We start from the raw sequence: 13,852 nt of genomic DNA on the forward strand, positions 1-13,852 counted from the left end.
CACGTGGTGAGGAGCGCGCCGGTGATCGGCGGCAGCACGATGGAAGCGCATCTCGCGCACGTGGGGATCGACACCATGGCCGATTTGACTCTTCGGACATTTCTGGCAGCGTGGTCAATGCCATGCCCCACACATCCTGCGGTTCTTCCCGCGAAGGCGCCGCTGCCGGGGCACCGACGCCGAACGGCGACCCTGTTCTCTTCGCTCGGTTCACTGTGCCCCTTGCGCCGAAGACCTTCGTCCGCAGACCGCGCGTGACCGAGTGCCTAACCGAGGCCCTGGCGGGGCCTTTGGTACTGGTCAACGGGCCTGCGGGAGCAGGCAAGACACTGCTCGTGGCCGATTGGGTCGCCACCTCGCCGCGACCGGGGCCGACGGCGTGGTTGACGGTCGAGGCCGGTGACAACGCCCCCGGAACCTTCTGGTCCTACCTCCTGGGGGCCCTGCGACACCACGGGCTCACCGTGCCCGACGACGTCGGCACTCCGGCTCGCCCGGACGAGGTGGACCCCTCGTTCCTGTCCCGGCTCGCGGCGCACCTGAGCCGACAGCCCGAGCCGGTGATCCTTGTTCTTGATGAGTTCGAGCGGGTGTCCTCGCCGGAGATCGCCGACGAGCTGCAGTTCGTGCTCCACCACTCGGGCACGGGGTTGCGCCTGGTCCTCATCAGCCGTACCGAGCCGCTGCTGCCGCTACACCGGTACCGGGCCGCCGACGAAGTGACCGAGATCCGTGCCGCCGACCTGGCGTTCCTGCCCGAGGAAACGGCCGAGCTGGCCGTCCGGCACGGCCTGTCCCTGCCGGATGACGGCACCCGCGCCCTGACCAAACGTACCCGGGGGTGGGCCGCGGGTCTGCGGCTGTTCGTCCTCGCGGCGCAGCAGGCGGAGGACCCGGACACTTTCCTGAAGGAGTTCGAGACGGGACAGAGCACGATCGCGGACTTCCTGCTGGCCGAGGTGCTCGACGCCCAGCCCGCCGAGAGTCAGGACCTGCTGCTGAGGAACAGCATCTGTGAGCGGACCCACCCCGGCCTGGCGAACGCCCTCACCGGACGGGACGATGCCGCGCCGATCCTTACGGAGCTGCAGGACGCCAACGCGTTCGTCGAGCACATCGGTCACTCGTGGTACCGGCTGCATCCTCTCTTCGCCGAAATCCTGCGGGCCCACCTGAACACCAGGCATCCCGGGCTCGAACGGCAACTGCACGGCACGGCAGCCAGATGGCTGAGCGACGCCGGGCGGCTCTCGGAAGCTCTGCCGCACGCCGCCGATGCGGAGGACTGGGAGTTCGCCGCGGACCGGTTCGTCGACGATCTGGCGATCGGGCAACTGTTCACGGGGCTCGGCGCGGACCGCCTCGGCGCGTTGTTCGCCCGGATGGCGCCGGAGACCTCGTGCCCTGCTTCGGACCTGATCCGTTCGGCGTGTGCGCTGGCTCGTTACGACATCGATCGAGGTCTCGAGGGTCTGGAGCGGGCCGAGGCGTTCCTGACCGAGGCTGGGGCGTTGAACAGCTCGGCCGCCCAGCTGAGCTCTGCCTTGCTGCGCATCCGGGCCGCCTGCCTGCTCGGCTCGGCGGAGATGGCCGAGACCGCTGCCCGGCGTGCCGGGAGACTCAACGGGCGGGAGGGGCTCACCGAGCGCCTGGAGGCGCATCCGGAGATTCCGGCTCTGATGCTCGCCGGCCTTGGATCGGCTCGGCTGTGGGCAGGCCGCTTCGAGGCGGCCCGGTCGGCCCTGTCCGAAGCGGCGAAGGCGCCCGGCGGCCCCTCGACGGCTGTCCCCCGGCATGAATCCCTGGGGCGGCTCGCCCTGATCGACTTCCTGCGGGGATGGCCGGGCCGGGCGGAGGCGCTCTCGCGCGAGGCGATCTCCGAGGCGGAGCGCTCCGGGCTGCCGGCCGCCGCCCGTTCCTCTGTCGGGGAGCTGGTGCTGGCCGCTGTCGCCATCGACCGCAGCGATCTCATCGCCGCACGAACACATCTCCACCAGGCGGCCGTGTCCGCTGCCGGGAACCGCGACCCGATCGTAACGTCGTGGCTGGCCATCGTGCGCTCCCGGCTGCTGCTGGCCCGGGGCGAACACGAGCAGGCCCTCCGAGTCCTCGACGACATGGAAGAAGCACCGGTCTCCGAGACGCCCTCGCCGTGGGTGGACACCCAGGTGGCCCTGTCCTCGGCCGCCGTGCACATGGCCCGGGGACACCCGCAGGCAGCGGTGGCGGCGCTGGCCGAGCAGAGGGACGCCGGGCCGGAATGTGCGACCGCCTCGGCCTGTGCCCTGCTGGCGGCCGGCGACACCGAAGCCGCACTCACACTCCTCGGCACTCTGTCCAGCGTCAACGGCCGCGGACCGGCCGTCAGGGTCCCGGCCCTGCTGGTGCGGGCTCAGGCCGCCGACGCGCTGGGTGACGACGCCTCGGCGCGGCGCCTCGTGGCCCGCGCCCTGACCGCCGCCGGACCCGAGCGCCTGAGGCGGCCGTTCCTGGAGGCCGGCCCCTGGCTTCGGAAGCTGCTCGACCACCGCCCCGCTCCGGGGCAGGTAGCAGAATGGCTTTCGACCGGTCTGTCCACGGTGGATTCCGGCGAGCCGGCCCGGGCCCCGGTGCTCGAGCCGCTCAGCGAACGCGAACGCGAAGTCCTGGGCCGACTGGCGCAGATGATGTCCACAGAGGAGATCGCCGCCGACCTCTTCCTGTCCGTCAACACGATCAAGACCCACTTGAGGAACATCTATCGCAAACTCGCGGTGACCCGGCGTGGCGAGGCGGTGCGCCGGGCCCGGGAGGCGGGGTTGCTGTGAAGCCGGTCCGGCAGTCGGCCGGGGTCACCCTGCCAGGGTGATGATGTGCGCCGAGCGACGGCACAGCATGAGAGTGAGGGGGACAGCCGGGAGCGGCCGTACCGCTGCAAGGGATGCGTGCTCATGCTCTGTGAGATCCGCGTCGAAGGGCAGATGTCGAGGACGATGACCGAGGCGTTCCCGGAGCTGGAGAGCTGCGTCGTGTTCGGGCAGACCCTGCTCTTCGGCCAGGTCGTCGACGAGGCGCATCTGTACGGGCTGCTCGCGCGGTTCCAGTCACTGGGACTGCATGTGGTGGAGATGCGCAGGCTGGCTCCGTGATCGCCCAGTGCGGGCCGTGGCCAGGGGCGCGGCGCTCAGCAGCCGGCACTCCACACATCGTGACGACTACGCCTGACTTGTCGCGACGGGTCGGCCGTGGCAGCGGGCCCATTTGCGTCCGCCTCCGCACGAGCAGGGCGCGTTGTGCGCCCGCTCGGCGTCGGCGCTCGCGTACTGGCGCATGATCAGCGCGGGGGCCTGTCCCTGGCGCAACAGCCCGGCCATCGTGTGCATCGGCCGGTCGACGTGGTGGAAGAACGCCTTGAAGCCCGGGCACAGGTGGTTGAGGCCGGGCTCGCCCTCCGGTGTGGTGTCGAAGCGGTCCTTGGGGCAGCCGCCGTGGCAGGCGAAGCGGACATCGCAGTCGAGGCAGTACTGCGGGAGGGTGTCGTACTTGTCCTGGCCGAACTTCCGTTGCTGCGGTGAGTCGACCAGCTCCAGGATGTGCCGGTCGCCGATGTTGCCCAACAGGTACTGGGGCTCGACGAAGTGGTCGCACGAGTACAGGTCTCCGTTGTGTTCCAGGGCGAGGGCGGCGCCGCACGTCTTGGAGTGCACACACAGGGAAGGCTGCTCCCCGTACCAGTTGGCCAGGGCGACGTCGAACATCTGGACGTAGACCTGACCGACATCGCGGCGTACCCAGTCCTCGAAGACGTCGATGAGGAACCTGCCGTACTGCTCGGCCGTCACCGACCGGTCGGTGACGCGGTCGCCCTCCTGCCGGTACAGGGGCCGGTCCTTCGCGCGGGCGCCCCAGCCGTCGTTGGCCAGCGGCAGGGTGTGCGCGGTGGTGCGTTCCACGATCGGGATGAACTGGATGTAGTCCGCACCGCAGTCGTCGCGCAGGAAGGCGTAGATCTCACGGCCGTGCCCGGCGTTGATGTCATGCAGCGTGGTGAGCGCGTTCCACTCCACGCCGTGCTCGCGCAGCTGGCCCAGCCCGCTCATGACACGATCGAAGGTGGGCTTGCCTCCCTTGTCGACCCGGTAGGCATCGTGCAGCTCGCTCGGCCCGTCGATCGACAGGCCGACCAGGAAGCCGTTGTCGCGGAAGAAGCGTGCCCACTCCTCGTCGACGAGTGTTCCGTTGGTCTGGATGGTGTTGACGATCCGCTGCCCGGGGCGCGCGTACCGGCGCTCGAAGTCTAGTGACCGGCGAAAGAAGTCCAGGCCCATCAGCATGGGTTCACCCCCCTGCCAGGCCACCGTGACCTCGGGCGCCGAGCCGTGCGCCTCGATCAGCTGCCGAATGTAGGCGTCGAGCAGCTCTTCCGCCATTCGGAATCGGCTGCCTTCGTAGAGCAGTTCCTTGGACAGGAAGAAGCAGTAGGTGCAGTCCAGGTTGCAGATCGCCCCGGCCGGCTTGGCCAGCAGATGGAACGGTCGGCGGCGGATACCCGGATCGGGCAGTTCTACGCTGGTCATCCTCCCAGAATGGAGCTCCGGCGCCTTGAGCGCGTCACCCTGTACGGGTGACGCGCTCAAGGACTCCGCCGGACGGGCGACCCGTCCTGCTCCCGCACCGCGACTTCGAGCAGACCATGGGCGACGTTCAGCGTGACCACCGCTGTGAGACCGCGAGGCCGACGTACCTCCTTGGGGCCGAGCGGGCGTGCGGCGCTCACGGCGTCCACAGGCAGCAGCACGGCCCGTAGGAGCAACGGTGCCGGAGTCCAGACGAGGACGTCCCGGACCCACCGGCCGTAGCCGACTCCCCATCGGCTCCGCAACCCCTTGGTCTCGCCCTCCACGACCCGCGCGGCACCCCGGAACGCGCCCGGCTGGCGGGCGAGCCAACGCCGACGGCCGACCATGGCCGCCACGAGCACCACCAGGGCCAGAAGGTTGACGCCGAGCACGGCGAGCAGAGCGACGAGCATGTCCTCAGCCCCTCTCACCACAGGCCGCTTCTTCTGGCGCCCTCCCTCAGTCTCCCCGCCGCACGACGCACAGTGCCCAGATGACGAAGGCGTACAGCACGATCAGGGTGAGCGACCAGAAGGGGTAGTACGGGATCGACAGGAAGTTGGCGATGATCAGCAGTCCCGCCATGCCCACCCCGACGACCCGCGCCCACGTGGCGCGCGAGAAGAGACCCATGCTCACGAGGACGGCGATCGCTCCGAGGACCAGCTGGATCCAGCCCCAGCTGGTCAGGTCGAACTTGAAGAGGTAGTTGGGGGTGGCCACGTAGACGTCGTCCTCGGCGATGGCCATGATGCCCCGGAGGAGGTCGAGGACGCCGGCGACGAACAGCATGACGGCGGCGAGCACCACCAGGCCGCCGGCGGCTCCCTCCCCCGCTTCGGACCGGTGGTGAGGCGTGGTCGTGGTCATGGCGGGTTCCTCATTTCCTCGGCGAGGCGCAGCACGGCGCTGTATCTCCGAGCATGTGAGATGTCCGGAGAAGGGTGATCACCCGCGACGGGTGAAGTCCGCGACACGGAACACTGGTGGCCTGGAACGCGGACACGCCACAAGGGGCAGACGGAACTCGCCGGGTGCGGCGGCGCAGGGACTGGAGGGCTCGGAGATGAGCGGTGAAGCCTGGACCGGTGTGGCGGTGGCCGGCGTCGTCGCCGCCTACGCCCTGGGCTCTCGACGGCTGGCGTCGACACCGGTGTCGTCGGCGATGGTGTTCGTCGGCTGTGGGGTGCTCCTGGGGCCCGCCGTGCTCGATGTCGTGGACCTGGAGCACGACGCCGGGCCGATCCTCACGCTCCTCGAAGCAGCGCTGGCCCTGGTGTTGTTCACCGACGCCATGACCGTCCGCGGACGGGACCTGCGATCCGGGGGCTTCCTGCCCGGTCGGCTGCTCGGCATCGGACTGCCGCTGAGCATCGGGGCGGGCTGGCTGCTGGCGTGGCCCCTGCTGCCCGGGCTGACCGTCTGGGAGCTCGCGCTGGTGGGCGCCGTCCTCGCCCCCACGGACGCGGCCCTCGGCAAGACCGCCATGTCCAGTCCACGGGTCCCGGTTCTCGTACGGCGGGGGCTCAACGTGGAGAGCGGCCTGAACGACGGCATGGTGCTGCCGTTCTTCGTCCTCTTCCTTGCCGCGATCCCGGGCACGTCCGCCGCGCAGGAAGGAGTGGCGGGCGTCTTCTGGCGCGCGCTCGTGGTGAGCACGGTGCTGGGACTGCTGGTCGGCGCGATCGGCGGCCGGCTGCTGCGAGCGTCGCAAGCGCGTGGATGGGTCTCGCGCGAGTGGACGCAACTCTTCGTCCCGGCCGTGGCGGCGACGTCGTACGCGCTGGCCGTCGTGACGGACGGCAGCGGCTTCATCGCCGCATGGGTCGCCGGCTTCGCCTTCGGGTTCGCCCTGCGCCGGTTCCGGGCTACCGGGCCGGCCGCCGAGCCGCCGAAGGAACCCGAACGAACCGCGGACTTCACCGAACAGCTCGGGGGGCTCCTGGCCTCGGTCAGCCTGTTGGTCTTCGGAGCGGTGCTGCTCGGTCCGACGCTGGAGGATTTGAGCTGGCGGATCGTCTGTTACGCGGTCCTCAGCCTCACAGTCGTCCGGATGGTGCCGGTGGCACTCGCCCTCGTCGGCTCCGGGCTCCGGCCGCCGACGGTGGCGTACATCGGCTGGTTCGGGCCGCGCGGTCTGGCCTCTGTCGTGCTGGGGCTGCTCGTCCTGGAGGAGCACGTCCACGGAGTGGAGCTGGTGGGCAGGGTGGTCGCGGTCACCGTCGGCCTGAGCGTCCTTCTGCATGGCATCTCGGCCGTTGTCCTGGCCAACCGGTACGGCCGCTGGCACGAAGAGACCACTGCCAGGGGCCGAGAGCTACGAGAGGCCAGTCCCGTTCCCCGCGGCGCGGAGCGGCGGGGGAGCACTCGATGACGTCGAACGCCCACCGTGCGTGCCAACGTGCCACCCGAGAGTTTCTGTCAGTCACCCGTACGGGGTGAGGCATGCCCCGAAGGCCGGGGCCATGGTGAAGACGACAGCTTCTGAGAACTCGGGGAACGAGGAGCATCGTCATGGCCAAGCCCTTCAGGGGGAAGATCGCCCTCGACATCCATGACTCACAGCCGGACTGGGGCCCTTTCCTAGCGCCCAAGGCGGCCGAGAACGCCCCGAACGTGCTGGTGATCGCGTGGGACGATGTCGGCTACGGGACGATGGACTGCTTCGGCGGTCCGGTCAGAACGCCGACGATGACGCGGATCGCGAACATGGGCCTGCGCTATTCGAACTTCCACACCACGGCACTGTGCTCCCCGACCAGAGCCTCGCTGATGACCGGCAGGAACGCGACGTCGAACGGGATGGCGACGATCGCCGAGTTCAGCTCCGGTTTCCCCGGGATATCCACCCGCATCCCGTTCGAGAACGGATTCATCTCGGAGGTCCTGAGCGAGCGCGGCTACAACACCTACTGTGTCGGCAAGTGGCACCTCACCCCCGGCGAAGAGACCAACATGGCCGCGTACAAGGGTCGCTGGCCGCTGGGGCGCGGCTTCGAGCGGTTCTACGGTTTCCTCGGCGGCGAGTCGAACTGCTGGTACCCGGACCTGATCCACGACAACCACCCGGTGTCACCGCCGGCCACGCCCGAAGAGGGCTACCACATCGCCAAGGACTTCTCCGACAAGGCCGTCCAGTTCATCCAGGACGCCAAGGTCGTCGACCCCGACAAGCCGTTCTTCATGTACCTCTCGCTCGACGCGGCCCACGCGCCGCACCACGTCTTCAAGGAGTGGGCCGACCGGTACAAGGGCGTCTTCGACGAGGGTTACGAAGCGATCCGGTCCGGGATCCTGCGCCGCCAGAAGGACATCGGTCTGCTGCCGGAGGACACCGAGCTCTCCCGGATCAACCCCCACGGCGAGCCCGCGGAGACCGGCCCTGAAGGCCAGCTGTGGCCGATGCTCGACACGGTCCGGCCCTGGGCCGACCTCAGTGCCGACGAGCGACGGCTGTTCGTCCGGATGGCCGAGGTCTTCGCCGGATACGTCTCGTACAGCGACGACCAGCTGGGACGGGTACTCGACTTCCTCGAGTCCGCCGGCGAGCTCGACAACACGATCATCGTGGCCGTCTCCGACAACGGGGCGAGTGGTGAGGGCGGACCGAACGGGACGTTCAACGAGTGGCGGTTCTTCAACGGCATCGACACGCCGGCCGAGCTGTCGCTGGAACACATCGACGAGCTCGGCGGACCGAAGTCGTACAACCACTACAACACCGGCTGGGCCTGGGCGTTCGACACCCCGTTCCCGTACTGGAAGCGCTGGGCCGGTTACGAGGGTGGCGTGGCCGACATGTGCCTGGTCGCCTGGCCCGCGGGGATCGAGGCCCGGGGGGAGGTACGCCAGCAGTACGTCCACGCGGTGGACGTCGTGCCCACCCTCTACGACCTGCTCGGCACCGAACCACCCGAGGTGATCAAGGGCTACCCGCAGAACCCGATCGAGGGCGAGAGCTTCCGGGCTTCGCTCACGGACCCCGATGCGCCGGGACGGCAGACCCAGTTCTACACCATGCTCGGGCAGCGGTCCATCTACCACGAAGGGTGGCTGGCCTGCACGGTTCACCCGCCGCTGAGCGGCTGGGGCGACTTCGCCAACGACGTGTGGGAACTCTACGAACTCACCACCGACCGCGCACAGTCGACGGACCTGGCGGCACGGGAACCTGCCCGGCTGGAGGCTCTCAAGAACCTCTGGTACTACTACGCGGGCATCTACAAGGGGCTGCCGCTGGACGACCGTACCGCCCTGGAACAGATCCTGGCCGAACGCCCGCACGGAACACCCGAGCGGGACCGCTACGTGTACTACCCTGACTGCGCGGCGGTGCCCGAGCAGTCCGGCGTCGTGACCAGCGGCCGGTCGTACACCATAGCCGCCGGAGTCGATGTCGACTCGGCCGACGCCGAGGGCGTTCTGTACGCCCACGGCGGTGTGGCGGGCGGTCACAGCCTCTACGTCAAGGACCGTCGCCTGCACTACGCGTTCAACTGGGTCGGCAGCGAGCTGCAGGTCGTGGACGGTGACCGGGAGATCCCGCCGGGCAAGCACGTGCTCACCGCCGAGTTCGCGGTCGCCGGCCGCAGCACCGACGCGGCGATGCCCGGCGCCGCGGGCACGCTCACCCTCTACGTGGACGACCAGCGGGTGGGCAGCGACGACATCGTCACCCAGCCCGGCAACTTCTGCGTCGTCGGAGACGGGATCTGCGTGGGCCGCGACGACGCCTCACCGGTCACCCCCGACTACGAAGGGCAGTTCCCGTTCACCGGGGGCACGATCGACAAGGTCGTCGTCGATGTCTCGGGCGAACGCTACATCGACCACCAGGCGCAGGTACGCGGCTGGTTCATGGTCGACTGACGATAACTTCGGCCCGCCGACGCATCGCCCCAGGCGACACCGTATCCGATCACCCGCTGCGGCCGGTGCCACTCAAAGCTGACGAGGCTCGAACCCGAGCCGTGAAGGAACAACCTCACCACACTCGCTGACGAAGGAGCCGGACCATGGCCGACGAACCCATCGGGGCGAATGGCGTCAGCACCCTCGCCGGGGCCGACGCCCCCGTGTTCGAGACGCTTGTCCAGATGACGCTCGACACGTTCGAGCGGTCGGGACTGGACGCCGAGACCTACCTGCTGACGCGCATCGCGGCGCTGGTGGCCATGGACGCCTCCCCCGCCTCGTACCTGCTCAACCTCGGCGCCGCCGAGGAACTCGGCGTGCCCTGGGAACGGATCCAGGGCACCCTCGTGGCAATCGCCCCCGTGGTCGGCAGCGCCCGCGTGGTGTCCGCCGCCCGCAGTATCGGTGAAGCCTTCGGGCTGCCCATGTTGCCCGACGGTGGCGAGGAAGAAGGAGCGGTGACATGAATCTGGCCTACGACTACCCGGTCCTCGGAGCGTTCTGGACGGTCATGTGGATCTTCCTGTGGGTCCTGTGGATCGTTCTGCTCTTCCGGATCATCGGCGACGTCTTCCGCGACGACACGCTCAGCGGGGCGGGCAAGACGGGATGGCTCGTCTTCGTCCTCCTGATCCCGTTCCTCGGCGTGTTCGTCTACGTCCTCTCCCGCGGCAAGGGCATGGGCAAGCGCGAGGTGCGCCATGCCCAAGCCCAGCAGCAGGCGCTCGACGACTACATCCGCACCACCGCCGGCGAAGGCGCGGGGCCAGGCAGCGAAACGGAGCAGCTCGCGACACTCTCCGACCTCCGCTCCAAGGGGGACATCTCCGACGAGGAGTTCCAGCGGGCCAAGGAGAAGATCCTCCACTAGCCCTGTCCCGGCACGCGGGAGGACGGAGACGACATGCGGCACCACACCCCGCAGGAGCGGGCCGCACTCGGTAAGGCCGCACGGGCCTCGGCACCCCGCTCCAGCCACGCCGAGTTCGCCCGCGGGCCGGAGCGGCCGGACCCGTTGCAGATCATCGAGAAGCAGTCGGCGACGCGGCTGCCCGAGCTCGTGCCGATCCGCTACGGCAGGATGTCCGAGTCTCCGTTCCGGTTCTACCGGGGGGCCGCCGCCATCATGGCGTCGGACCTCGCGGGCACGCCGACGACCGGGTTTCGAACCCAACTGTGCGGCGACGCCCACATGCTGAACTTCCGGCTTCTGGCGTCGCCCGAGCGACGGCTCATGTTCGACATCAACGACTTCGACGAGACACTTCCCGGCCCATGGGAGTGGGACGTCAAACGCCTGGCGAGCAGCCTCGTCATCGCAGGACGATCGAACGGCTTCAGCGACAAGACACGGGCCACGATCGTACGGGCCACCGTGCGGTCCTATCGCGAGACCATGCGCTCTTACGCCACGCTCGGCAACATGGCGGTCTGGTACGAGCAGTTCGACGTCGACCGGATACGGGACCGGTTCGGAGCGGACCTGTCCGCGCGGGGCCGCGCACGGTGGTCGCAGGCCGTGACCAAGGCACGTTCGCACGACACCCTTCAGGCCTTCGACAAACTCACCCACGTCGTCGACGGGAAACGCCACATCGCCCCCGATCCACCCCTCATCACCCCCCTCGAAGACCTCCTGGAGGGTGACCGGCGCGATGCAGTGCGGCAGGAAATCCAGGGGCTGATCGATCGCTATGGCCAGAGTCTTCCGTCCGACAGGCGGTTCCTGCTGGAGCAGTACCGCGTGGCCGACATGGCCCGAAAGGTCGTGGGAGTCGGCAGTGTGGGCACCCGCTGCTGGATCGTGCTCCTGCTCGGCCGGGACGAGGAGGATCCGCTGTTCCTCCAGGCCAAGGAGGCCGACGAGTCGGTGCTGGCGCCTCATGTGGGGGCCGGCACGTACCGGACACAGGGCGAACGGGTGGTCGCCGGGCAGCGCCTGATGCAGGCGACCAGCGACATCTTCCTGGGCTGGGAGCGTGTCGAGGGCATCGACGGTCGACGGCGGGACTTCTACGTACGGCAGTTGAGGGACTGGAAGTGGGTCGCCACCGCCGAGGAGATGGTGCCCCGCGGCATGCGTACGTTCGGCGCACTGTGCGGAGCGACGCTGGCCCGGGCGCACGCGAGATCGGGCGACCGCATCGCCATCGCCGCCTATCTGGGCGGCGGGGACCTCTTCGATCGAGCGTTGGTGACCTTCGCCGAGAGCTACGCCGACCAGAACGAGCTCGACCATCAAGCTCTCGTGGCCGCCGTCCGGGCGGGACGCCTGCCCATCGCATCGGCCTGAAAGGGCAAGGCCGGAGGTCTCAAGGGCGGTGCCTCTCCTGCCTCGTCTTGTCTTGCCAGCGCCAAGCAGCCCGGAGAGGCACCACGTCCTCCGTACGAACGCCTCCGCGAGCGCCGCGCGCCGCTCAGAGTGCGGCGTCCCCAGCGCGGGAGTCGGCAGGCGGGGCGGAGCCGACCTCCAAGAACTCGCGAATCGCGAAGCCCACCAGCGTGAGCACCGCGGTCCACACCACGACCATCGGGCTCGGGTAACTCCAGGCCGAGAGGACGATCGCCGCGGCAGCCAGTATGGCGGCCCCGATCCAGTACCTGAAACGGTGCACGAACCGCCCGACCGGACCCAGGCGAAACCCCGCCGACACCGCCACGTCCGAACGCCGCGTGTGCCCTGCGGTTGCCGTTCACCCAGACGAAGCTCTGACGGGCGGAGGCGAGAGCACGGTCTCGTCGGCGAAAAACCCAGCCTTGACCACCTGCCTCCCGGGGCGTCCCAGGCCGCTGCCGGATCCGTGTATCCGTCTCGAAGGCACTGCTGGTGACCACCCGCTCCACCGTGCCGCTGACCAACCGCTGGAGACCGTTCGCGATCGGCCCGGCCAGCTCGCCGAGCAACTCGGCCACCCGCGGCGGGACACCCAACTGCGACGCCGCGGCCGTCAGCTCCTTGACCAGGGCTTCCACATCGGCCTCCGCCAGCACGGCGGCGGTGACCCGGTTGGTGACCGCCTTCTGCACATCCGGATCACCGGCCAGCGGCCCGACCGTGGCAACGTAGCGGTCGGTGTCCCCCACGATGCTGTCCGCCCGCACCGCGACGACGGACAGCATCGACAGCAGCGCGGCGAGGAGGATCAGCAGGACCGAGCCGAACGAGCGGAAGCGGTGATGTGACGCCGACGGCCCGCCCTTCTCCAGTGCGCTCAGCCGGCGCCGCAGTTCGTCCAGTTCCCCGAGCTCCCCGGCCGAGGGCCGGCCATCGCCGTTGTCAGTCATGGAAACAACAGCATCCGTACGGCGCGGGTCGGGCGAACCGCGCGAACCGGGCGAACCACACGGGTGAGCGGGGGCACTCCTGAGGTGCGCGGGCCGCAGGCCGATGATGCAATCGGGCCAGGGGGGAACCACGAGCGCGGAAAGGCAACGGAGGCGACGCCTTGAGTGACGAAATCGAAGAACTCGGCCCGATCGACTATCTGGTCGTCGAGTTCCCTGGCAACCGAATGACAGGTGAGGGTTTCCCCCTTCTGGTCGATCTCGTGGACCGCGGCCTGATCCGGATCCTCGACCTGACGTTCGTCAGGAAGGACAGTGACGGTTCCGTGAGCGGCATGGAGATCGCCGACCTCACCGGCGACGGCGAACTGGACCTCGCCCTCTTCGAGGGCGCGTCCTCCGGGCTCCTGGGCCAGGACGACATCGAGGAGGCGGGCACCGCACTGGAGCCGGGCAGCTCCGCCGGAATCCTGGTCTACGAGAACCTGTGGGCCGCCCCCTTCGCCGCCGCCCTGCGCCGGGGCGGAGCCCGAATGGTCGCCTCCGGGCGAATCCCCGTGTCAGCCGTCCTGGACGCGCTCGACGCGACCGAGGCCACTCCCTGAACCACACCCGCCAGCGGTTGCTGAAATGTTCCGAGAAGAAGGGAATGAGCCATGCCAGGTCTCCTCCGAGGGGTCGCGCGTACCGCAGTCATCGCCGGAACCGCGACCTCCGTGTCGAACCGTGTGTCACGCCGCCAGCAGGGACGCTGGGCAGAGCAGCAGGGATCCGCGGCACCCTCAGCTCAGCCGGCGTCCTACGCCGAGCCGGCTCCGGCGAGTCCTGATATGACCAGCAAGATCGAGCAGTTGAAACAACTCGGCGAGCTCAAGGCTCAGGGCATCCTCACCGAGAGCGAGTTCGAAGCGCAGAAGCGCACGATCCTCGCCCCCTGACCCCGAAGACCCCACATGCGCGATCCTGTCAACGCGCGTCGATTCCGCGAACCCCGACCTACCACCGAGAAGCCTCCCCAGCACGCCCGCAAGCACCGCGTATGTGACGAGCCGCCA

13 protein-coding genes are annotated in these 13,852 nt (G+C 69.0%); 9 read left to right on the forward strand and 4 right to left on the reverse strand.

The annotated features are described in order from the left end of the window. The first annotated feature begins 110 nt into the window (after positions 1-110). Both AC0VY3_RS20455 and AC0VY3_RS20460 read left to right on the forward strand, forming a co-directional pair. Positions 111-2,807 (forward strand): winged helix-turn-helix domain-containing protein, encoded by a 2,697-nt coding sequence (locus tag AC0VY3_RS20455; RefSeq protein ID WP_475550228.1) that lies wholly within the window; start codon positions 111-113, stop codon positions 2,805-2,807. A 123-nt stretch (positions 2,808-2,930) separates the two neighbouring features. Next, a complete protein-coding gene (locus AC0VY3_RS20460) occupies positions 2,931-3,128 on the forward strand; it encodes a hypothetical protein (protein ID WP_103512542.1) in 198 nt (65 codons plus the stop codon). 66 nt (positions 3,129-3,194) lie between these two features. Here AC0VY3_RS20460 and AC0VY3_RS20465 read toward each other — a convergent pair whose 3' ends face one another. From AC0VY3_RS20465 to AC0VY3_RS20475, 3 genes are read right to left on the reverse strand one after another with little or no spacing between them, the layout of a single operon-like run. Beyond that, positions 3,195-4,556: an anaerobic sulfatase maturase gene (locus AC0VY3_RS20465; RefSeq protein WP_388641036.1), complete on the reverse strand. Its 1,362-nt coding sequence runs from the start codon at positions 4,554-4,556 to the stop codon at positions 3,195-3,197. Positions 4,557-4,612: 56 nt separating this feature from the next. Next, positions 4,613-5,011, reverse strand: a complete 399-nt coding sequence (locus AC0VY3_RS20470; RefSeq protein ID WP_103509391.1) for a DUF2550 family protein — start codon at positions 5,009-5,011, stop codon at positions 4,613-4,615. A gap of 46 nt (positions 5,012-5,057) precedes the next feature. Beyond that, the gene (locus AC0VY3_RS20475) at positions 5,058-5,468 is read right to left on the reverse strand and encodes a DUF7144 family membrane protein (RefSeq protein WP_358769957.1); all 411 of its coding nucleotides are present in this window, start codon (positions 5,466-5,468) and stop codon (positions 5,058-5,060) included. Positions 5,469-5,664: 196 nt separating this feature from the next. Here AC0VY3_RS20475 and AC0VY3_RS20480 point away from each other — a divergent pair, with 196 nt between their 5' ends. The 5 genes from AC0VY3_RS20480 (at position 5,665) to AC0VY3_RS20500 (ending at position 11,805) form a co-directional block, all read left to right on the forward strand. After that, positions 5,665-6,972 (forward strand): cation:proton antiporter, encoded by a 1,308-nt coding sequence (locus AC0VY3_RS20480; protein ID WP_475550229.1) that lies wholly within the window; start codon positions 5,665-5,667, stop codon positions 6,970-6,972. 140 nt (positions 6,973-7,112) lie between these two features. Next, positions 7,113-9,467 (forward strand): arylsulfatase, encoded by a 2,355-nt coding sequence (locus tag AC0VY3_RS20485; protein WP_359971272.1) that lies wholly within the window; start codon positions 7,113-7,115, stop codon positions 9,465-9,467. 146 nt (positions 9,468-9,613) lie between these two features. Next, positions 9,614-9,979, forward strand: coding sequence for a carboxymuconolactone decarboxylase family protein (locus AC0VY3_RS20490; RefSeq protein WP_103509387.1), 366 nt, complete (start codon positions 9,614-9,616; stop codon positions 9,977-9,979). Next, positions 9,976-10,383 (forward strand): SHOCT domain-containing protein, encoded by a 408-nt coding sequence (locus tag AC0VY3_RS20495; RefSeq protein ID WP_103509386.1) that lies wholly within the window; start codon positions 9,976-9,978, stop codon positions 10,381-10,383. Before AC0VY3_RS20490 ends, AC0VY3_RS20495 begins: the two co-directional genes overlap by 4 nt. A gap of 33 nt (positions 10,384-10,416) precedes the next feature. Continuing rightward, the gene (locus AC0VY3_RS20500) at positions 10,417-11,805 is read left to right on the forward strand and encodes a DUF2252 domain-containing protein (protein ID WP_103509385.1); all 1,389 of its coding nucleotides are present in this window, start codon (positions 10,417-10,419) and stop codon (positions 11,803-11,805) included. On the opposite strand, the gene AC0VY3_RS20505 is transcribed toward AC0VY3_RS20500, so the two are convergent. Then, on the reverse strand, positions 11,751-12,797 hold the full coding sequence (locus AC0VY3_RS20505; RefSeq protein ID WP_258047180.1) for a hypothetical protein: 1,047 nt from the start codon (positions 12,795-12,797) through the stop codon (positions 11,751-11,753). The two genes, AC0VY3_RS20500 and AC0VY3_RS20505, sit on opposite strands and share 55 nt — an antisense overlap. Before the next feature lie 161 nt (positions 12,798-12,958). On the opposite strand from AC0VY3_RS20505, the gene AC0VY3_RS20510 reads away from it, so the two are divergent. Both AC0VY3_RS20510 and AC0VY3_RS20515 read left to right on the forward strand, forming a co-directional pair. Further along, entirely contained in the window at positions 12,959-13,402 is a 444-nt protein-coding gene (locus AC0VY3_RS20510; RefSeq protein WP_181010890.1) for a DUF6325 family protein, read from the forward strand. Positions 13,403-13,453: 51 nt separating this feature from the next. After that, positions 13,454-13,735: an SHOCT domain-containing protein gene (locus AC0VY3_RS20515; protein ID WP_103509384.1), complete on the forward strand. Its 282-nt coding sequence runs from the start codon at positions 13,454-13,456 to the stop codon at positions 13,733-13,735. Positions 13,736-13,852: the final 117 nt, after the last annotated feature.

It is taken from the genome of Streptomyces sp. iso_384, from assembly GCF_056172905.1.